Origin of the sequence: Actinomyces capricornis (assembly GCF_019974135.1) — a bacterium.
GTDB classification, from domain to species: domain Bacteria; phylum Actinomycetota; class Actinomycetes; order Actinomycetales; family Actinomycetaceae; genus Actinomyces; species Actinomyces capricornis.
This window is the reverse complement of record NZ_AP025017.1, coordinates 2518201-2538658: the sequence shown is the minus strand read 5'-3', so window position 1 is coordinate 2538658 and position 20458 is coordinate 2518201. Positions and strand designations below refer to the sequence as shown.

The following is a 20458-nucleotide window of genomic DNA, read 5'->3' as shown; positions in this document are numbered from 1 at the left end:
AATGCGCATCGCCTACATCTGCATGGATCCGGGCATCCCGGTCTTCGGCACCAAGGGGGCCTCGGTCCACGTCCAGGAGGTCATCCGCGAGATGCGGGCCCTGGGCCACGAGGTGGTCCTGTATGCGGCGCGCTTGGGCGACCACCGCCCCGGCGACCTGGACGATCTGGTCGTGGAGCACATCCCGGTGCGCGCCCAGGACCCGGCCCTGCGCGAGCGGGCCCAGGTCCGGGCGGCCCAGCACGCCGTGGAGCTGGTGGTCGGCCAGGGGGCGGACCTGGTCTACGAGCGCTACTCCCTGTTCAGCGCCGCGCTGTCCGGGATCGTCGAGGAGCTGGGCATCCCCGGGGTCCTGGAGGTCAACTCCCCCCTCATCGAGGAGCAGCGCGAGCACCGCAGCCTGGCTGATGAGTCCCTGGCCCGGCGGGTACTGCGCGCACAGGTCTCCAGCGCCACGAGTGTCGTGTGCGTCTCCGATCCGGTGGCGCAGTGGGTGCGCTCGGTCGTCGTCGACGGCGAGGAGGGCCCTGCGGGCGATGGCGCCGTGGCCCCGGCCCCCCAGCACGTGCACACCGTCCCCAACGGGGTGAGCGTGCGGCGCATCCAGCCCCAGCCCGAGGCCGCCGACGGCCCCGACGGCGTTGTGGTCACCTTCGTGGGCACCCTCAAGCCCTGGCACGGAGTCGCCGACCTGCTGGAGGCGGCCAGTGCCTCCCAGGGCGGCTGGAGCCTGCGCATCCTGGGCGACGGCCCGCAGATGGACGCCCTGCGGGCCCGCGCCGCCGAGCTGGGGGTGGCGGTGGACTTCCGCGGTGCGATCCCGCCGCAGGACATGCCCGCCCACCTGGCGGGCTCGGCGATCGGGGTGGCGCCCTACCCGGACCTGGGAGGCGAGGAGCAGCAGTACTTCTCCCCCCTGAAGGTCCTGGAGTACCTGGCCGCCGGACTGCCAGTGGTGGCCTCCGCCGTCGGGCAGGTGCCCCTGCTGCTGGAGGGTGTGGGCGTGCTGGTACCGCCCTCTGACCCCGTGAGCCTGGCCCGCGAGCTCGACGCCCTGGCCGCCGAGCCGCAGCGGCGCGCCGACCTGGGGCGCCGTGGCAGGCGCCGTGCTGAGGAGCGCCACTCCTGGAGCTCGGTGGTCTCCACCATCCTGGCGACGGTGGAGGTGCGATGAGCACGGCTGAGCGCAAGGGCGCTGAGGAGCGCAGCGGCGATAGCCACGCTGGTCGCGGTGCCGAGGGCGGGACGGGTCGGGGTGCTGAGCGCCCTGGGCCCTCGGCCACGCGCCAGACGCTGCGGCTGCTGCGCCCCGACGCCGCGCCCCAATGGCGCCTCATGGTCGGCGGAACCGTGGCCCTCCTGGCGGAGGTCGCCTTCCGGGTCCTGGAGCCCTGGCCCATGAAGATCGTGGTGGACTCCGTGGTGGCCTCCCTGGGCACCAGCACTGGGACCGCACCGGCCGGCCTGAGGATGCTGCTGGGCCTGGGGGCCGTCCTGGTCGGGATCGTTGCGGCTCGGGCACTGTGCAACTACCTGGCCACCGTGGCCTTCGCCCTGGTGGGCTCGCGCACCGCCGCCTCCCTGAGGGCCCGCGCCTTCGAGCATGTCCAGGGCCTGTCCCAGCAGTTCCACGCCCGCAACCGCAGCGCCGATACCGTCCAGCGCCTCATCTCCGATGTCAACCGCATGCAGGAGGTAGCGGTCACCGCCGGCCTGCCACTGGCCGCCAATGTGCTGACCCTGGTGGTCATGCTGGTGGTCATGGTGGTGCTCGACCCCCTGCTGGCCATGATCGTGGTCCTGGCGGTGGGCGCCTTCGTCCTGACCTCCTCGGGCTCCTCCAAGCGGATCACCGCCGCCTCCCTGCGCAGTCGCCGCTCCGAGGGGAACCTGGCCAACACCGCCCAGGAGGCCCTGGGCGCCATCAAGGTGGTCCAGGCCTACGGCCTGGAGCCCCTGCTCCAGGAGCGCTTCAGCGGCGTCAACACCGTCTCCCTGCGCGAGGGGGTGCGCTCCCGGCGCATCGCCGCGCGCCTGGAGCGCAGCACCGACGTCATCGTCGGAGTGGCCACGGCCGTGGTCATGGTCGGTGGGGGCCTGCGGGTCCTGGAGGGGGCGATGACCCCGGGGGACCTGGTCCTGTTCACCACCTACCTGCGCACCACCATGAAGCCCCTGCGGGACATGGCCAAGTACACCGGCCGGATCGCCCGGGCGACGGCCTCGGGCGAGCGGGTGGCCGATCTCATGGCCGTCGAGCCCGATATCGTCTCCCCCGACCGGGGGCGCGAGCTGCGCTCGGTGCGCGGCCTGCTGCGCTTCGAGGAGGTGCGGGCCGCCTACGAGGGGGTCGAGGTGCTCCACGGCGTCAGCCTCAGTGTCATGCCCGGGGAGCATGTGGCCCTGGTGGGCCCCTCAGGGTCGGGCAAGTCCACCCTGGCCTCCCTGGTGGTGCGGGCCATGGACCCCACCAGCGGCACGGTGAGCCTCGATGGCCATCCCCTGACCGAGCTGAGCCTGGGGCCCCTGCGATCCCAGGTCTCGGTCCTCCACCAGGAGGCGGTGCTACTGACCGGCACTATCCGGGAGAATATTCGCCTGGGGAGGCCCGGCGCCAGTGATGAGGAGGTTGAGCAGGCGGCCCGCGCCGCCCACGCCCACGATTTCATCAGCGCCATGCCCCAGGGCTATGACACCGAGGTGGGCGAGCGCGGCGGGACCCTCTCGGGCGGGCAGCGCCAGCGCGTGGCCATCGCCCGGGCCTTCCTGCGCGACTCCAGGCTCGTGGTCCTCGATGAGGCCACCACCGGCCTGGACCCCAAGTCCGTGGGCCTGGTGCTCGATGCCATCGAGGACCTGGTCTCGGGGCGCACCACCCTGACCGTGACCCACGAGCCCCAGGCGGCCCTGCGCGCCGACCGCATCGTGTGGCTCCAGGACGGCCGCATCCTCATGGACGGCTCTCCGCAGCGCCTGCTGAGGACCTCCGCGATCCTCCGCGCCTGGGCCGGCTCCGAGCAGGGCGAGGAGCAGGACGCGTATGGCCACCGGCAGGGCGGCGATGAGGAGCCGGGGCGCGACGTGCCCCAGGAGCAGGGCCGGCCTCAGCGGCTCAGCGACGGCCAGGACCAGCACGACCCGGAGCAGAGCCGGGGGCCGGAGCAGCAGGACCCGCAGGCCTCCGATGACTGCGAGCCGGAGCCTGCCGACCAGGAGCCCGAGCCCCAGGAGTCAGGAGCCCGCATATGACCACCTCGACACTCAGCGCCCTGCAAGGGGTGCTCGACGCCGATACCCTCAGTGAGCTCACCGGTGCGCAGGTGCGCGCGGTGCGGCTGCGCATCAAGCCGGGAGTCTCCGTGCTGGTGGGGCTGGCCGACCGCGGCACGGGGCGCACCGCGGGCTGGGCGCGCCTGCTGTGGCCGGTCTCGGCCTCCAAGGCCGTCAAGGTCCAGCAGCGCGCCGAGCGCCACGGGCTGGAGGTCATCACCCGCACACTGCGCGATGGGCTGGTCCTTCAGACCGGAGTGGTGGAGGCCGACCCCAAGCTGGCCCCCTACCTGGCCCAGGCGCGCCAGCACGGCCTGCTGGGCGATTGGGACGCCGGCCAGGTCCTGCGCTACAACCCCTCACGGCGCCTGGTGCTGCGCCGCGACGACGGCGTGCTGCGCATCCGCACCGCCCCCGGGCCGCGCGCGGAGCAGATCCACCGCGCCGTGGGCCGCCTGGTGCCCGCGCCCGCTCTCAAGGAGCTGGGCGGGCGATGGGACTCCGGGCGCTACAGCCTCCAGGAGCTGTGCGGCACCACCGACCTGGAGCGCTCCCCCGATCGGCAGGACACCCGCCGGGCCGGTGAGCTGCTGGCCCGCCTGCACGCCTCCACCCAGGAGCTCGACGAGGGCCTGCGCCGGCGCCTGCCCCATATGCCGCCCTCGGCCCGCCGCCTGGCCCAGACCCACGCGCGCATCCTGGAGCCCCTGGCCCCCGAGCTGGCCGCCCGGACGCGGCAGGTGGCCCAGCTGATGCCCGATGAGCTCGCGGGGCCGGCGGTCCTCATCCACGGCGATGCCTCCCCCGACCAGGTGCTGCGCGACCCGGCCACCGGCCGCCTCTGGCTGACCGACTTCGACCGCACGGGGCTGGGCCCGGCCGTGGCCGACCTGGGCTCCTACCTCGCGGTCTGCCCGCTTGAGATGGGCCGGCCACTGCTGGAGGGCTACGAGCAGGGCGGGGGGAGCCTGCCGGATCCGGACCAGTTGCGCCGGGCCATCGCCCTGGCCGAGCTCTCGCGTCTGGCCGAGCCGCTGCGCCACGCCGATCCCGACTGGAGGCAGGCCATCGAGGAGCGGATCGGTCGTCTGGAGAATGCAGGAGCGCAGGCATGAGCACAGCACACGCCACGGGCGCGCCCGGCACGCAGGCCGGCCCGGATGGCAGGGGCGCTCAGGCCGCCACGGCCCAGGGGCATCGGCCCTCAGGGCTGCTGGGCAGGCTCTCAGCCATCCCGGGCATCCTGCGCGCCTGGCCCGCCAAGAACGGACGGGTCGCCTTCGAGTGCCGCGACCAGGAGGGACGCCTGCGCGCCGGTGTCCTGGATCCCCGCCTAGACGAGCCCGACCTGCTGCCCTACGCCAGTGATCCTGCCCTTCCCGGCCTTTCGCCCGACCTGAGCGGCCGGCTCGTGGTCCACCGCGCCGGGCGCCGGGCTGTGGTCCTGGGAGCCGACCGGGTCAGCAAGCTCACCCGCCCCGGGCGGGCACGGCCCTCACCCTCCAGCCTGGAGGCCTTCGAGGCCTTCGCACAGATGGGCCTGCGCGTGCCCAGGATCCTGCGCGCTGATGAGGATCGCATCGACCTGGAGCTGGTACCCGGCCGCAGCCTGGGCGAGCTCGGCGACGCCGGAGTGCCCGGGTGGCAGCGGCTGGTCCAGGTCTGGAGCCGGCTCCGGCCCCCTGGCACGAGCCTGCCCCTGCACTCCCCCGCCCACGAGGCGCGGGTCCTGCATGACTGGTATGAGCGCGCCACCGGCAGCGGGCTGCTGGAGGAGGCCACCGCGGACCCCCGCGCCGTGCCCGCCCTGGGGCGGGCCGTGGAGGCCGCCTGCGCCGAGCTGGAGGCGGGCGCTGCTGCGGACGGTGCCGGGCCGGCCCTGACGCTGTGCCACCGAGACCTTCACGACGGCCAGCTGCTGTGGGACGGGCAGGACCTGTCCCTCATCGACCTGGACACCCCCGCCCTGGCCGAGGCGGCCCTGGACCTGGGCAACCTCATGGCCCACGCCGAGCTCATGGCGCTCCAGGGGCGCCTGAGCCCCCAGGGCCACGACCGCGTCCAGGGCCTCCTGGAGGATCTGGCCGCTGCCAGCCCCACCACGGGCGCCCGGCTGGAGGCCTACCGCCGCGGAGCACAGCTGCGCCTCATCTTCGTCCACGCCTTCCGCCCCGGGGCGAAGGCATGGCTGCCACGCTGGACGAGCAGATGCCTGGCAGTCCCTTCATCCATCCACCACACCATCGACGACACCACCGACGGGAGCACCTCATGCGTTTGACAGTCATCGGCTGCGGATACCTCGGAGCGGTCCACGCTGCCGCCATGGCGCAGCTGGGCCACGAGGTCCTGGGCATCGACATCGACCCCATCAAGGCCCAGAAGCTGGCCCAGGGCGAGGCTCCCTTCTACGAGCCCGAGCTGCCCGAGCTGCTCGTCTCCGGCGTCGAGCGGGGCAACCTGCGCTTCACCGCCGACCCCACCGAGAAGGGCACCGCCGAATGGATCGCCCAGGCCGACGTGCACTTCATCGCCGTGGGCACCCCCCAGGGCACCCGTGCCGGGGAGGCGGACCTGTCCCAGGTGTGGGCCGCCGTCGACCTGCTCATCCCCCTGCTGTCCGGGGGGCGCCGGCCGCTGGTGGTCGGCAAGTCCACGGTTCCGGTGGGCACCGCCCTCCAGACGGCCCGCCGCCTGGAGGGGCGCGCCCGACTGGTGTGGAACCCCGAGTTCCTGCGCGAGGGCTTCGCCGTCAAGGACACCCTCCACCCCGACCGGATCGTCTACGGCCTGCCCCAGGACCCCCAGGAGGCCGACTCCGCGCGCGCCGCCCTCGACGAGGTCTACGCCCCGATGCTGGAGGAGGGCATTGCCCGCATCCTCACCGACTACGCCACCGCCGAGCTGGTCAAGACCGCCGCCAACTCCTTCCTGGCCACCAAGATCAGCTTCATCAACGCCATGTCGACCATGTGCGAGGCCACGGGCGCCGATGTCACCGTCCTGGCCCAGGCCCTGGGGCTCGATGAGCGCATCGGCAGACGGTTCCTGCATGCCGGGGTGGGCTTCGGCGGGGGCTGCCTGCCCAAGGACATCCGGGCGCTGCGGGCCAGCGCCACCACCCACGGCGCCCAGCGCCTGGCCGGGCTGCTGGAGCAGGTCGACACCATCAACCAGGACCAGCGCGACCACGTGGTGGACCTGGCCCTGGAGCGGCTGGGCCGGGGCGCCGACCGGGCGGCCGTGACCATACTGGGGGCGGCCTTCAAGCCCAACAGCGACGACCTGCGAGACTCCCCCGCCCTGGATGTGGCTGAGCGCCTGGCCGACCACGGGGCCCGGGTGACCATCCACGACCCGCACGCCATGGACCGTGTGCGCCAGGACCACCCCCGCCTCCTCCCCGCCGCCTCCCCCGAGCAGGCCCTGGAGGGCGCCGAGCTGGTCATCCTGGCCACCGAATGGGCGGAGTTCACCGGGATGGATCCCCACCGGGCGGCCCAGCTGGTGGCGCAGCCGGTGATCATCGACGCGCGCAACGCCCTGGATCCGGCGGCCTGGCGCGAGGCCGGCTGGGACTATCGGGGCATCGGCAGATGAGCGGACCGGCTGGCAGGGCCGGTACGGCCTCGGTGATAGGCCCGGCATGACCACCTACCACCGGGGCCGTGGCACAGGGCACAATGCAGCCGTGAACGCCGAGAAGATCTCACCCTCGGCCACGGTTGGCGCACGGGTGCTGGCCGCCATCATCCTGGTGGCCAGCATCGCCCTGGCCAGCTGCGGCGCCATCGTGTGGGTCCTGGGCCAGCAGACCCTTCATGTCGATATCGATGAGCACCTCCAGCGCAGCCGCGACCGCTTCGAGGTGCTCGCCATCGAGGGAGTCGATCCTGCCACCGGCGCCCCCTTCGTCGACGCCTCCCAGGTGGTCTACACCCACATCCAGCGCTCCGTGGTGCGCCCCGGGGAGAGTGAGCTGGGCTTCGTTGATCAGGAACTGCGCTGGTTCCCCTCCGCCGATGTCACCCTGCGCCCGGAGAAGGACAGGCAGCTGGTGGAGCGCCTGGGCGAGCTGAGCGCCGCCCCGCAGGCCACGATCACCACGATCACCACCTCCTCAGGCTCCTACCGGGTCATGGTGGTGCCCCTGCGCGATGGCAGCAGCCAGGCGGCCCTGGCCCAGGTCGTCGACATGGAGGACGCCGGCGCCAACCTGCGTCGCACCATGGTGCTCTACGCGGCCGCCGCCGTCTTCACCGTCGCCCTGGTCACCGCGCTGGCCTGGTTCGGCGTCGAGCGCCTCCTGCACCCCATCGGGGTGCTGCGCCGCGCCACCGAGTCGATCGGCGCCAATGACCTGACCTCCCGCGTGCCGGTCAAGGGGCGCGACGACCTCAGCGCCCTGGCGCGGGCCATCAACGGGATGCTGGACCGGGTGCAGCGCTCGGTGGAGGCCGAGCGCAGCCTGCTCGACGACGTCGGCCACGAGCTGCGCACCCCCATCACGATCATCCGCGGCCATATGGAGCTGCTGGACCCCGAGGACACCCAGGATGTCGTCCAGACCCGGAGCCTGGCCATCGACGAGCTGGATCGGATGGGCACCCTGGTCAGTGACCTGCTGGAGCTGGCCAAGACCACCGAGTCAGGCTTCTTCCGCCCCCGGGCCACTCAGCTCTCCGAGCTGACGGTGCAGGTCTTCGACAAGGCCCGCGCCCTGGGCGAGCGCCAGTGGGTGCTGGAGGAGTCGGCCACATCCGTGTGCCAGGTGGACCCCACGCGCCTGACCCAGGCCTGGCTCCAGCTGGCCGCCAATGCCGTGAAGTACTCCGACGCGGATTCGCGCATCGCCCTGGGCTCGCGCGTCGAGGACGGGCAGGTGCGCCTGTGGGTGGCCGACGAGGGCATCGGCATCGCCGAGGCGGATCTGGAGCTGGTGCGCCAGCGCTTCGGGCGCAGCGCCGAGGCGGAGCAGAGGGCCCCGGGCACCGGACTGGGGCTGAGTATCGTGGAGAACATCCTCAGCGCTCACGGGGGTGCCCTGGAGATCAGCTCCCAGCAAGGAGCCGGCTCTGTGTTCACCCTCAGACTGCCGTGCAGCCACCACGGCCAGTAGTGTGCCCACACCGATCACGAAGGGAAGGCGACCGATGAGCAGCATCCTGGTGGTGGAGGACGAGGCGCGCATCGCCTCCTTCCTCGTCAAGGGACTCAAGTCAGCCGGATTCACCGCCCAGACAACGGCCTCGGGGGTTGAGGCGGTGCAGCTGGCCGTCCAGCTGACCGCCCGTGGGGAGATCGATCTCATCATCCTGGACGTGGGCCTGCCCGACATCGACGGGTTCACCGCCCTGGAGCAGATGCGCGGACAGGGCGTGACCACCCCCGTCATCATGCTCACCGCCCGCACCTCGGTGGCCGACCGGGTCGCGGGCCTGGAGGGAGGGGCGGACGACTACATGCCCAAGCCCTTCTCCTTCGAGGAGCTGCTGGCGCGCATCCGGGTCCGGCTGCGCTCAGAGGCCACCCAGCCCGCTGCCGAATCGATGCGTCTGAGCCACCGCAACCTGGTGCTGGACCTGCGCACCCGGACCATGGAGATCGACGGCGCCACTATCGAGCTCTCGGCCCGCGAGTTCGCCCTGGCGGAGACCTTCATGCGCCACCCCGGCCAGGTTCTCAGCCGTGAGCAGCTCCTGAGCACCGTGTGGGGCTACGACTTCGATCCCGGCTCCAACGTCGTCGAGGTCTACATGTCCTACCTCAGGAGCAAGCTCGGCAAGGACAAGTTCCAGACGGTGCGGGGCATGGGCTACCGCCTCGTGTGACGCATCCCGGCCACGGCTCCCCGCCGCAGGCCGGTCTCAGTCGTCGATCTCCGCGGCGTCGTCGGCATCATCGAGATCATCGGCGTCATCGTCATCGGCCGGCGCCTGAGGCGCAGCAGGAGGCGCCTGGGGTGCCGCGGGTGGTGCCTGGGGCGCCGGCGGCTCGGCGTGGCCCCCCTGACCGCCCTGGTCGCTGCGGCCCTGGGGGTCGACGGCTGCCGGGGCGGGAGGCTCGACGGCCTCCGGGCTGTGGTGCTCACTGGCGCTCTCCGTCGCGGCGGCGCTGTGGGAGGCGGTGGGCCCCGGAGTGGCCGACCCGGAGGAGGCCGGCCTGGGGGTGATATCGATGCCCGGGCCGCTGGTGGTCCCACTGGGGGAGCTCATCGCGGACCAGGTCACCCAGGTCAGCAGCACCGAGGTCACCAGGATGGTCAGGACCGCGATGAAGCGGCCCCGGGGGCGGATCAGAGTCGTCATCATCGCCTCCTTCTTCAGGGACGCACGTGGCCGTCGCCCTCAACGATCCACATGGTCGTTGTCAGTTCGGTCAGGCCCATGGGCCCACGGGCGTGGAGCTTCTGCGTGGAGATCCCCAGCTCGGCGCCCAGGCCGAGCTGCCCGCCGTCGGTGAAGCGGGTGGAGGCGTTGACGATGACGGCGGCCGAGTCCATCCCGGCGATGAAGGCGGTGATGACGGCGGTGTCCTGGGCCAGGACGGCCTCGGTGTGCCCGGTGGTGTGGGCTCGGATGTGCTCGATCGCCTCCTGGACATCGGGCACCACACGCACCGCCAGATCCAGGGAGCCGTACTCGGTGTCCCAGTCCTCCTCGGTGGCCTCCACCAGCAGGTCCTGGTGGGCCTCGGCCGCGGCGGGGCCCCGGAGGATCCCGCGGGCGGCGGCGTCGGCGTGGAGGGTGGTGCCCCGGCTCCACAGGGCCCGGGCCGCCCGGGGCAGCCAGGAGTCGGCGATGCCCTGGTGGACCAGGAGGGTCTCGGCGGCGTTGCACACCCCGACCCGCTGGGTCTTGGCGTTGACGATGATATCGACGGCGGCCCCCGGCTCGGCGCTGGCATCGACGTAGATGTGGCAGTTGCCCGAGCCGGTCTCGATAACCGGCACCGTGGACTCCTCCACCACGGTGCGGATGAGGCCCGCCCCGCCGCGCGGGACAAGGACATCGACCAGTCCGCGGGCGTGCATGAGGGCACGGGCGCCCTCGCGCCCGGCGGCGTCCACGCTGGCCACGAGGTCGGCGGGCAGGCCCTGGGAGGCCAGGGCACCGCGCAGGGCCTCCACGATGGCGGCATTGGAGGCCTGGGCGGCACTGCCCCCGCGCAGGATGACGGCGTTGCCGGACTTGACGGCCAGGGCGGCCACATCCACGGTGACATTGGGGCGGGCCTCGTAGATCATGCCGACCACGCCCATGGGCACGCGCACGCGCCGCACCCGCAGGCCGTTGGGCATGACCGAGCCGTCGACGATCTGGCCGACGGGGTCGGGCAGGGCGGCGATCTCGCGCAGGGCTCCGGCGATCGCCTCCAGGCGCCCGGAGTCCAGGGCGAGGCGGTCCAGCAGGCCCGGCCTCATGCCCCGATCCCGGCCGCGGGCCAGATCGAGCGCGTTGGCGGCCAGGATCTGCTCCTCGTGGGCTGCCAGCGCATCGGCCATGGCGTGCAGGGCGGCGTCCTTGACGGCGCGCGGGGCGCCGGCGATGGCCCGCTGAGCGGCGCGGGCGGCCGTGGCCACCGAGGCCACCAGGGCCGTGGCCTCCTGCGCGGCCCCTGCCTCGGCCTGACTGTCGGGAGTACTGCTCATGCCTCCACCATACGGGCAGGCCGGGTCCCGCGGTATGCCCCCTGCCGTGGCGCCAGCCACCCCGATTCCGGCGGCTTCGACCTATCCGGCCGCATCATGGCAGACAACGACAAGGCCCATGGCAGGGTCTTGCATGGCAGGGGTCTATGAGGGGCCGGCGGAGGGCAGGGACTCATCCGTGGAGGGAAGCCAGGGCACCAGGACGCCTGGAGCGACCTGCTTATCCGTCTGCTCGTCCATCCACACGTAATCAAGACCCGTACGCTGTTGGGAGACGAACACAGTGGGCACGAATTCGCCTCGCGGACTGGAGTACATGCGCCGGGTCCCGGCAGTGGCGATAGGCCGGTAGGAGGGAGCCTCGTAACTCTGCGCCATGGCCACCTGATCCTCACTGAGTGGTACGGCGACATACGCGCCATTGACCGTCTGCCCGCAACGGGTCTCATCCGACACCCCCCTCACCGAGATCCGTATCCGCTCATTGCTGGTCGTGGCGGATATCGAGCTGATCGCGCAGACAGGCCGAGAGAGCCTGACGATGATGTAGGTGGCCTCGCCCAATGTGCCCTCCCCCGCATCCGGAGTGGACGCCTGGGTCATGTCGAGGGTCCCCAGGGCCGTCTTGGAGTCGATCACCGTTGCTGCGGCGAAGGCCGCCGGGTGATCACCACTGGTCCACGGATAGTAGACGGGGTCGAGCCCAACAGTGGTAGCCGAGGAGCTCGCCCCCTCACTGCCACTGCTGTCGGATTGGAGGACCGGGGTGAAGATCGTCACCGGATCACCAAGGGCGGCAGGGCTCTGAGCAGCGGAGGAGAAGGCATCGATCGGATCCGGAGATACCGGGTACGGCTCCAGGCCGTCATCCGTCGGCTGCGCGAATGGGTCGTATGAAGATGCCGACCGCGTCCGCGAGTCCCGCTGGGACTCCTGTGAGCCTGGCGGCCCCTGCAGCAGCACCCCGATGAAGATCAGGACTCCGATAACGGAGATCACACCAGTGATACGGGAAAGGGCGAACGAGGCTTCCGAGGGTTCATTGGCCTCCGGGTTTCGGAATTTCCAGGATTCGGTGGCTCTCCACATGCCGCGCGGATCAAAAATGGACCACAGGCCTATCAGCGCGACGATGATCAGAAGAAGAACGGCGAATCCCATGAGTATTCCTCCCTGAGACGACACAGGATGCACAGGAGCGGTATCGTGGGGCACGGTGCTGCGGGGTTTTCGCCCTGAGCTCGCTCCACGTCGCCTCGACGGCAAGAATCCTAAGCCCAGAGCCACAGATGGGGGGCGTTCTCAACCTGGGAATCTCCCGGGGATGATACTGCGCACCGGTTTCCTCATCAGCGCGGCTCAGGCGCCGGCGGTGCGGGGCAGTTCGGCCAGGTCGTCGCGGTGGACCACGGGCGCCACATGATCGGGGGCGGGCGTGCCCGCGGCACGGGCCGCCAGGACCTCCCCGAGCTCGGCGGCCGAGTAGCGGCAGATGCCGCGCGCCACAGCGCGCTCGGGGCCGACGATATCGACCACCGCCCCCGACTCGAAGTCGCCGCTGACCGCCGTGACGCCCGGCAGCAGGAGGGACTTCTTGCCCACTGTCAGTGCGCGGGCCGCTCCCTGGTCCACCAGGATCCGGCCCTCGGGCATGGAGGCGTGGGCGATCCACAGCCGGCGGCTGGGCCGGTGGGGGCCGGTGGGGTCGAACCAGGTGCCCACCTGGGCCGGGAGGTCGGGCCCGGCCAGCAGGGCGGCCGCGTCGTCGGCGGAGGCGATGAGGGTGGCCGTGCCCGAGGCGCAGGAGATCGTGGCCGCTTGGACCTTGGTGGTCATGCCCCCCGTGCCCACCTGGGAGCCGCGCCCGGAGACCGAGACCCCCTCCAGGTCGGCGGGCCTGCGCACGTGGCGGATGGGACGGGCGCCGGGAGTGCCGGGGCGGGCTGTCCACAGGCCGTCGACGTCGGTGAGCAGCACCAGCACATCGGCGGTCACCAGGTGGGAGACCAGCGCCGCCAGGTGGTCATTGTCCCCCAGGGAGAACTCGTCGGTGGCCACCGCATCGTTCTCGTTGACGATGGGCACCGCGCCCAGGGACAGCAGCGCGTCGAAGGTGGCGCGCACGGTTCGGTAGTGGCTGCGCACGGCCACATCCTGGGCAGTCAGGAGCACCTGGGCGGCCACCACCCCGTAGGCGCTCATGGCGGTCTGCCATCGGGCCATGAGGTTGCCCTGACCCACCGAGGCGGCCGCCTGGAGCAGCCGCAGCTCCTGGGGCCGGGTCTCCAGGCCCAGCGGGGTCAGGCCCGCCGCCACCGCCCCCGAGGTCACCAGGATGACATCGTGGCCCCGGCGCCGCATGCCCGCGGTCAGCCCGGCGATGATGTCGATGCGGTTGAGGTCCAGCCCGCCGTCGGGGCGGGTCAGGGAGGAGGAGCCGACCTTGATGACCACCCGGGCGCCCGGCGCCAGGCTCTCGGGGCGGTCACGGTGCGCCGTGGTCCCGCTGTCAGCCCCGCTGCCGACCCCGCCGTCCTGCCGGGAGGGAGCCCGGCTCACCGCTCCCCCTCCCAGTGGGAGGCGTCGGTCCACAGGCCCTCGACGGCCTCCTGGCGCAGCTCGGCACGGGCCGCCTCCTTGGCGTCCATCATCTCGTGGTACTGCTCGCGGCGCTGGGCGTTGGTGCGCCGCTGGCTCTGGTCGATACGCAGATCGGTGCCGCGGGCTCCCAGCAGCTCGGGGCCGGTGGACATGGCCGGCTCCCAGGTGAAGAGCACGCCCCCCTCCACCTCGCCGATGAGGACGGCATCCCCGGCCCGGGCACCGGCCTTGACCAGCTCATCCTCCACTCCGGCGGCCGCCAGGCGGTCGGCCAGGTAGCCCACCGCCTCATCGTTGGAGAAGTCGGTCTGTCGCACCCAGCGCTCGGGCTTGTCGCCGCGCACCTGGTAGACGCTGCCCTCACTGGGGTGGGTGATCTGGCGGACCTCGGCCACCGGCTCGGGCCTGCGCCGCCCCACCGCCTGCGGCCGGATGACCTGGCGGTCGGGCCGGGCCTGCGCGGCGGGGGCGCAGGCGCGGGCCTGCTCCACCAGGCGGGCCAGGGCGAAGGACAGCTCCTTGAGCCCGGTGTGGGCCACGGCCGAGACCTCGAAGACCTGCATGCCGCGGGCCTCCAGGTCTGCTCGCACGAAGTCGGCGAGCTCGGCGGCCTCGGGAATGTCGATCTTGGTCAGCACCGCGACGCGCGGGCGGTCCATGAGCGGGGCCAGGCCGGTCAGGGCCGGGTCGGCCTCCTGCTCGCTCAGGCGCCGGGAGTAGGCCTCCAGCTCGGCCTCGATGACGTCCAGGTCGCTGAGGGGGTCACGGCCCGGCTCCAGGGTGGCGCAGTCCAGGAGGTGGGCGATGACCGAGCAGCGCTCGATATGCCGCAGGAACTCCAGGCCCAGGCCCTTGCCCTGGGAGGCCCCGGGGATGAGCCCGGGCACATCGGCGATGGTGTAGCGCACGGATCCGGCCTCCACCACGCCCAGGTTGGGTACCAGGGTGGTGAAGGGGTACTCGGCGATCTTGGGGCGCGCCGCGCTCATGGCGGCGATGAGCGAGGACTTGCCGGCGCTGGGGTAGCCCACGAGGGCGACGTCGGCGATGGTCTTGAGCTCCAGGGTGACGTCCTGGGCCTGGCCCGGCTCCCCCAGGAGGTGGAAGCCGGGGGCGCGGCGCCGGGGGGAGGCCAGGGAGAAGTTGCCGCGGCCCCCGGTGCCTCCCTGGGCGACGACGACGGTGCTGTCGGGGTCGATCAGGTCGGCGATGACCGTCCCGTCCGCGGCCTTGACCACGGTGCCCTGGGGCACGGGCAGGATGAGGTCCTGCCCGTCGGTGCCGCGCCGCCAGTCCCCCATGCCCGGGGTGCCGTTGCCGGCGCGCCGGTGGGGCGAGCGGTGGTAGCTCAGCAGGGTGGTGGCCGAGGGGTCGACGCTCAGGACGACGTCGCCGCCGTGCCCGCCGTCACCGCCGTCGGGCCCGGCCAGGGGCTTGAACTTCTCGCGGTGGATGGAGGTGCACCCGTGACCGCCGTCGCCCCCGGCGACGTGGAGGACCACTCGATCGATGAAGCTGGGCATGGGGTCCTCCTGGTCTCGGGTGTGCCTATGCTGCGAGGGCGGACGGCCCGAGCCGTCCGCCCTCGCGAGGAAAGATGGGGTGCGTCCCGCTGAGGCTCAGGCCTCGGGGAGCACGACGTTGACGACCCTGCGGCCGCGGAAGGTGCCGAACTCGACGTTGCCGGCAGCCTTGGCGAAGAGGGTGTCGTCGTTGCCGCGGCCCACATTGCTCCCGGGGTGGAAGTGGGTGCCGCGCTGGCGGACGATGATCTCACCGGCCTTGACGAACTGGCCGCCGTAGCGCTTGACGCCAAGGCGCTGGGCGTTGGAGTCGCGGCCGTTGCGGGAGGAGCCAAGACCCTTCTTGTGTGCCATCTCGGGCTTCTTTCTTCTCGATCGTGTGCGTTCAGATTGCCGGTCTCCCCGGCCGGAGGGTCACTTGATAGCGGTGACCTTGACGGCCGTCAGCTGCGCGCGGTGCCCCTGGCGCTTGCGGTAGCCGGTCTTGTTCTTGAACTTCAGGATGTTGATCTTGGGGCCCTTCTCCTCGCCGAGGATCTCGGCGGTGACGGAGGCCTTGGCCAGGTCGGCAGCGGCGGTGGTCACCTTGTCGCCATCCACCAGCATGAGGGGGGCGAGGGAGACCTCGTCACCGATCTCGCCGGCGAGCTTGTCGACAACCACGACGTCGCCGACGGAGACCTTCTCCTGACGGCCGCCGGCCTTGACGATCGCGTAGACCACTTGAATGCTCATCTCTGTCGTGATTCTGAATGCCCCACTCCTGTGCGGGAGGGGCATCTCCTGGGCAATGGTGCGACACGCACCGACAGGCAACTCTAGGCGATATGCCGCGAGCGTCCAACCTCCCGACCGCCCACCGCCCTGTGTTCTTGGGCACGGCCGGCCTCCGGCCGGGCCAGGTCGGGCCCACCGCACTTGCCCGGGAGGTCGTCAGCAGGGAGGGTGGTGGCGAGGATCGGACCTCACTTCGCGGAACTGCAACCCTACCGCCCTCCCCGACCCCGCTCACGCCAACGGCACACCCTGCCCGGGGAAGGACGACTCACGGCTCAGGAGGCCGGAGGACGGGTTCTCAGGCGCCGTCCGTCTCGGCACCACCTGCCTTGCCGTCCGCCGGTTCGGGGCTTTGAGGCGCGGTGGCCGGGGCGCTGGCGCGCCGGCGCGGCTTGCGCGCGGTCCTGGCCGGCGGCGCCTCCTGGGCGACCGCGCCGGCGTCGGCCTCAGCGGCGCCGGGCTCGGCCGGATCCTGACCGGCCCGGGATGCCTTGGTGGCACCGCTTTCCTTGCTGGATCTGCTGGACCTGCCGGTCCTGCTCCCGCCAGCCTTGCTGGACTTGCCGGTGGCGCTCGACTCCGACCCCGAGCCCGACCCCGAGCCCTGAGCAGGCTCGGCGTTCGTCTCCTGGCCGGTCTCCTGAGCCGCCTCCGCAGCACTGGTCTTCTTCGAGGAGGCGCTCCGACGGCGAGGCTTCTTCGCCGCGGTCTGGGCAGCAACCACGCCATCGTCCTTGGCCTGGTCGGCCGCCGCCTCGAGGGGGCTTTCGGAGCCGGCCTCGGCAGCGCGCTGCTGCTCCGTAGCCGACGGGGGTGCCGACTCCGACTCCGACTCCGGGGCATCCTGCGCGATGGCGTCGACCGCCACGGTCCGGGAGGTGCTCCTCCGGCGCGTCCTGCCGGCCTTGGCGGACGGCGATGAGGCCTCCGCCTCGGCTGTCTCCGACGACGTCGAGGACTTCGCTGCCTTCGCCGCCTTCGACGACTTCACGGTCCTGGCGGACCTCGCCGCCTTCTTGGCGGGCGCGGCACTGCCGGCAGCACCCTCGTCACCGGCCGTCTCAGCGGCCTGCGACTCATCGCCGGCGCCATCCTCAGCGCCGTCCCCGGCCTCCTGCTGGGCCTGGCTGTCCTTCAGCGCCTGCTCGTGGGCGTGCTCCGCGGCGGCAGCGATCTGGGCCAGGGCGCCGCGCACGGCCGCCCGAGCCTCCTGGCTGTCGCGCGCAGCATCCTTGGGGTCCTCCTGGGTCTGCCCGCCCCCACCGGCGGCCTCCGCCTCGGCGGGGTCCTGTACCCCCTTGCTCTTGCGACCGGACTTCCTGGCCTTCTTGGGCTCCGGGGCCGCCTGCGCACCGCCCTGGGAGGCGGGCTGCTCCTCCTCACGGCGCTTGCGCCCACGGCCCCGGCCCCGGGAGGCCGAGGCGGACATGTCGGCCTGCTGGTTCTCCACGGGCTCGTCATGGACGATGAAGCCGCGGCCGTTGCAGGACTCGCAGGTGGTGGAGAAGGCCTCGACGAGGCCCTGGCCCACCCGCTTGCGGGTCATCTGGACCAGGCCCAGGGAGGTGACCTCCGTGACCTGGTGGCGGGTGCGGTCGCGCCCCAGGCACTCCACCAGGCGGCGCAGGACCAGGTCGCGGTTGGACTCCAGGACCATGTCGACGAAGTCGATGACGACCATGCCGCCGATGTCCCGCAGCCGCAGCTGGCGCACGATCTCCTCGGCGGCCTCCAGGTTGTTGCGGGTGACGGTCTCCTCCAGGGTGCCCCCGGCACCGGTGAAGCGGCCGGTGTTGACATCGATGACGGTCATGGCCTCGGTGCGGTCGATGACCAGGGTCCCGCCGCTGGGCAGCCAGACCTTGCGGTCGAAGCCCTTGGCCAGCTGCTCGTCCACGCGGTGGGCGGCGAAGACGTCGTCGGGCCCGGTCCAGTGCTCCAGGCGGTCGACCAGCTCGGGGCTGAGCTCGCCGACGTAGCCCGAGATCGTCCTCCAGGCCTGATCCCCGGAGACGATGAGGCGGCGGAAGTCCTCGTTGAAGACATCGCGCACGACCCGCACGGCCAGCTCGGGCTCGCCCTTGAGCAGGACGGGGGCCTTGCCCGAGCCCTTGAGCACGGAGCCGGCCTTCTTGTCGATGGCCTCCCACTGCTCGACCAGGCGGGCGACATCGGCGGCCAGCTGCTCCTCGGTGGCGCCCTCGGCGGCGGTGCGCACGATGACGCCGGCGCTCTGGGGGACCACGCGCTTGAGGATCTTCTTCAGGCGGGAGCGCTCGGTGTCGGGCAGCTTGCGGGAGATGCCGGTCATGGTCCCCCCGGGCACGAGCACCAGGAAGCGGCCGGCCAGGGTGATCTGGCTGGTCAGGCGGGCGCCCTTGTGCCCGATGGGGTCCTTGGTGACCTGGACCAGGATGGTGTCCCCGCTCTTGAGGGCGTCCTCGATGCGGCGGGGCTTGCCCTCCATGCCCGCGGCGTCCCAGTTGACCTCCCCGGCGTACAGGACGGCGTTGCGCCCCTTGCCCAGGTCCACGAAGGCGGCCTCCATGGAGGGCAGCACGTTCTGGACCCGGCCGATGTAGACGTTGCCGACCATCGAGGTCTGGGTGTGGCGGGCCACGTAGTGCTCGACCAGCAGGTCGTCCTCCAGGACGGCGATCTGGTTGAGGCCGTCGGACTCGCGCACGATCATCTGGCGGTCCACGCTCTCGCGGCGGGCGAGGAACTCGGCCTCGGTGATGATGGGACGGCGGCGCCCGGCGGCGCGGCCCTCGCGCCTCCGCTGGCGCTTGGCCTCCAGGCGGGTCGAGCCCTTGAGGGCGGTGACCTCGTCACGCGCCTCCCGGCCGGTCTCGCCGCGGGTGCGCGAGCGGCGACGACGACGGCGCGAGCCCTGCTCGGCGCCCTCCTCACCGGCGGCCTCCTGGTTCCCCCTCACCGACGGCGGGTCCTGGGGCTCCCCGTCCTCCGCGGCCTGGGGATCCTCGTCGCCCTCGGCGCCCGAGTCGCGCTCGTCCTCGCGCAGGCGCGAGCGACGGCCGCGCCCTCCACGGCGGCGCTTGCGCCGCGCGGATGCGGCCTCCTCACCCGCGGCCTCCTGGGGGGCCGCCTCTCCCTGATCGGCCTGGGCCTCCTCGTCATCCTCCGGCTCCGGGGCGGCGGCCGGGGCGGTGGTCGAGGCCGTGGCGCGACGACGGCGCCGGGAGCGGCCGGCCGGAGCCGTAGAGGAATCCGCCTCGGCGCCGTCGGTGCGGGCGGCGTCGGAGGGCTCCTCGGCGGCCTGGTCGCGGTCACTGCCGCGCAGGGCCTGCTCGGCACCCTCGGAGTCCTGGGGCGCCTGCGCCCGGCCGCGGCGCGAGCGGCCCCGCGACGCGCCCTGATCGGACGTGGAGCCCTGGCTCCGGGCGGGGCGGCGCCCACCGCTCCTGGGATCCAAGGCCTGGGCGTCGCGGGAGTCTGCGTCGGCGTCCTGGGGCTCGGGGGTGGTCCTGGCCGCGGTCACCCGGCGGCGACGGCGGGCCCGACTGGGGTCGGGGGCCTGGAAGAGCAGGGAGGCGGCGGGCAGGCGCAGCGGCTCGGCCTCGTCATCGCCCCCGGAGTCGTCCTCAGGGGCGGCCTCGGTCTCGTCCTGCCCGTCCTGCTCCTCGGGGTCACTGGTGCCCTCGGTGTCCTCGAGCTCCTCGGGGTCACCGACATGGGGGGCCTCGTCGGCCTCCGCAGGGCCGCCGGGCCCCGAGCCGCCGGCGTCCTGCCGATCGGCCCGGTCGGCTGGGCCCTGAGTATCGCGCGCCTCGCCGTCATGCTGCTCGTCGTGCGCCCCGCCGTCCTGGTCGGAGGCCGGCGGGGCAGCCTGGGCAGCGGGGGGCGCGGCCTGCTCGGGCGCCGCTGCGGGGGCGGTGGCCCGGCGGCGCCTGCGGACGGGCGCGGCGGGGGCCTGGGGCTCCTCGGCGGCGTCGTCCTTCGCAGCACTACCAGTCGCCGCGGCGCTGCGGGTGATGGGGGGTGCAGGGGCCTGGGCATCCCCGGGGCCCTGGGGCTCATCCGAGCCCCCCGGGGTCCCCGAGGTCTTCGCGCGGCGCGAGCGGGCGGGGCGCTCCGCAGGCGGGGTGGTACTGGTGGCGGTGGCCTTGCGCCGACGGCGCGCCGGAGCCTTCGCCGACTCCACCGACTCCTGGGCCGCCTCCCGGGCTGAGTCCTCATCCACGGCCGAGCCGGCGGCCGGACCGGTGGAGGCCTCCTCCTGAGCCTGGATGGAGGGAGCCGAGTCGTCCCGGACCTCGGCTGATTCTGTTGATTCTGTTGATTCGGTGCGACGTGCCATGACTGGGCTGCACTCTCCGGGCGCCGCTGCACCGTCGTACCCCCGGCGCGTCAGCGCGGTTGTGCCCCTGCGCGAGCGCGAGGGCGAGTTCATGAAGTCTCAGTGGTGCGGCGCCATGGGGCGCCTGCCTCGAGGGCGTCCGCACGCGCCGGACTCGCGGCGGCGCTCATGGCGGCGCGAGAATCCCGGGCGGGTTCGTCTCCGAGGACCCGGGCACCAGGTGCCGGTACGGGGCACTCGGAGCCGAGGAGAGTATTTCACATCTGCGCCACCCGCGCCGCAGGCGGGCCCCATCCCGCACCGCTTCACCTGTGG

15 protein-coding genes are annotated in these 20458 nt (G+C 72.6%); 7 read left to right on the top strand and 8 right to left on the bottom strand.

Going from position 1 to position 20458, the window contains the following annotated elements; all coding sequences use genetic code 11:
* Position 1 precedes the first annotated feature (1 nt).
* From MANAM107_RS10400 to MANAM107_RS10370, 7 genes are all read left to right on the top strand, one after another.
* Complete coding sequence (locus MANAM107_RS10400; RefSeq protein ID WP_223913101.1) at positions 2-1174, top strand: glycosyltransferase family 4 protein; 1173 nt, start codon at positions 2-4, stop codon at positions 1172-1174.
* A 161-nt stretch (positions 1175-1335) separates the two neighbouring features.
* Complete coding sequence (locus MANAM107_RS10395) at positions 1336-3249, top strand: ABC transporter ATP-binding protein (protein WP_223913096.1); 1914 nt, start codon at positions 1336-1338, stop codon at positions 3247-3249.
* On the top strand, positions 3246-4385 hold the full coding sequence (locus tag MANAM107_RS10390; protein WP_223908090.1) for an aminoglycoside phosphotransferase family protein: 1140 nt from the start codon (positions 3246-3248) through the stop codon (positions 4383-4385). Before MANAM107_RS10395 ends, MANAM107_RS10390 begins: the two co-directional genes overlap by 4 nt.
* The gene (locus tag MANAM107_RS10385; RefSeq protein ID WP_223908086.1) at positions 4382-5551 is read left to right on the top strand and encodes a phosphotransferase; all 1170 of its coding nucleotides are present in this window, start codon (positions 4382-4384) and stop codon (positions 5549-5551) included. The genes MANAM107_RS10390 and MANAM107_RS10385 overlap by 4 nt, the downstream gene beginning before the upstream one ends.
* Positions 5542-6870 (top strand): UDP-glucose dehydrogenase family protein, encoded by a 1329-nt coding sequence (locus MANAM107_RS10380; protein WP_223908083.1) that lies wholly within the window; start codon positions 5542-5544, stop codon positions 6868-6870. The genes MANAM107_RS10385 and MANAM107_RS10380 overlap by 10 nt, the downstream gene beginning before the upstream one ends.
* Before the next feature lie 91 nt (positions 6871-6961).
* Positions 6962-8389: a sensor histidine kinase gene (locus tag MANAM107_RS10375; RefSeq protein WP_223908080.1), complete on the top strand. Its 1428-nt coding sequence runs from the start codon at positions 6962-6964 to the stop codon at positions 8387-8389.
* A gap of 34 nt (positions 8390-8423) precedes the next feature.
* The gene (locus MANAM107_RS10370; protein WP_223908077.1) at positions 8424-9101 is read left to right on the top strand and encodes a response regulator transcription factor; all 678 of its coding nucleotides are present in this window, start codon (positions 8424-8426) and stop codon (positions 9099-9101) included.
* A gap of 36 nt (positions 9102-9137) precedes the next feature.
* On the opposite strand, the gene MANAM107_RS10365 is transcribed toward MANAM107_RS10370, so the two are convergent.
* The 8 genes from MANAM107_RS10365 to MANAM107_RS10330 all read right to left on the bottom strand — a co-directional run bounded on the left by MANAM107_RS10365 (position 9138) and on the right by MANAM107_RS10330 (position 20143).
* Complete coding sequence (locus MANAM107_RS10365; protein WP_223908074.1) at positions 9138-9578, bottom strand: hypothetical protein; 441 nt, start codon at positions 9576-9578, stop codon at positions 9138-9140.
* A 14-nt stretch (positions 9579-9592) separates the two neighbouring features.
* Positions 9593-10921: a glutamate-5-semialdehyde dehydrogenase gene (locus tag MANAM107_RS10360; protein ID WP_223908071.1), complete on the bottom strand. Its 1329-nt coding sequence runs from the start codon at positions 10919-10921 to the stop codon at positions 9593-9595.
* Positions 10922-11065: 144 nt separating this feature from the next.
* A complete protein-coding gene (locus tag MANAM107_RS10355; protein WP_223908069.1) occupies positions 11066-12082 on the bottom strand; it encodes a DUF6199 family natural product biosynthesis protein in 1017 nt (338 codons plus the stop codon).
* Between the two features lie 198 nt (positions 12083-12280).
* Entirely contained in the window at positions 12281-13375 is a 1095-nt protein-coding gene (proB, locus tag MANAM107_RS10350; RefSeq protein WP_223913092.1) for a glutamate 5-kinase, read from the bottom strand.
* A gap of 101 nt (positions 13376-13476) precedes the next feature.
* Positions 13477-15045 (bottom strand): GTPase ObgE, encoded by a 1569-nt coding sequence (obgE, locus tag MANAM107_RS10345; protein ID WP_223908067.1) that lies wholly within the window; start codon positions 15043-15045, stop codon positions 13477-13479.
* 96 nt (positions 15046-15141) lie between these two features.
* Entirely contained in the window at positions 15142-15399 is a 258-nt protein-coding gene (rpmA, locus tag MANAM107_RS10340; protein ID WP_124934477.1) for a 50S ribosomal protein L27, read from the bottom strand.
* A 60-nt stretch (positions 15400-15459) separates the two neighbouring features.
* Positions 15460-15780 (bottom strand): 50S ribosomal protein L21, encoded by a 321-nt coding sequence (gene rplU, locus MANAM107_RS10335; RefSeq protein WP_179899450.1) that lies wholly within the window; start codon positions 15778-15780, stop codon positions 15460-15462.
* Positions 15781-16120: 340 nt separating this feature from the next.
* Positions 16121-20143 carry an Rne/Rng family ribonuclease gene (locus MANAM107_RS10330; RefSeq protein WP_223908065.1) on the bottom strand — a complete coding sequence of 1341 codons (4023 nt, stop codon included), beginning with the start codon at positions 20141-20143 and terminating at the stop codon, positions 16121-16123.
* Positions 20144-20458 lie beyond the last annotated feature (315 nt).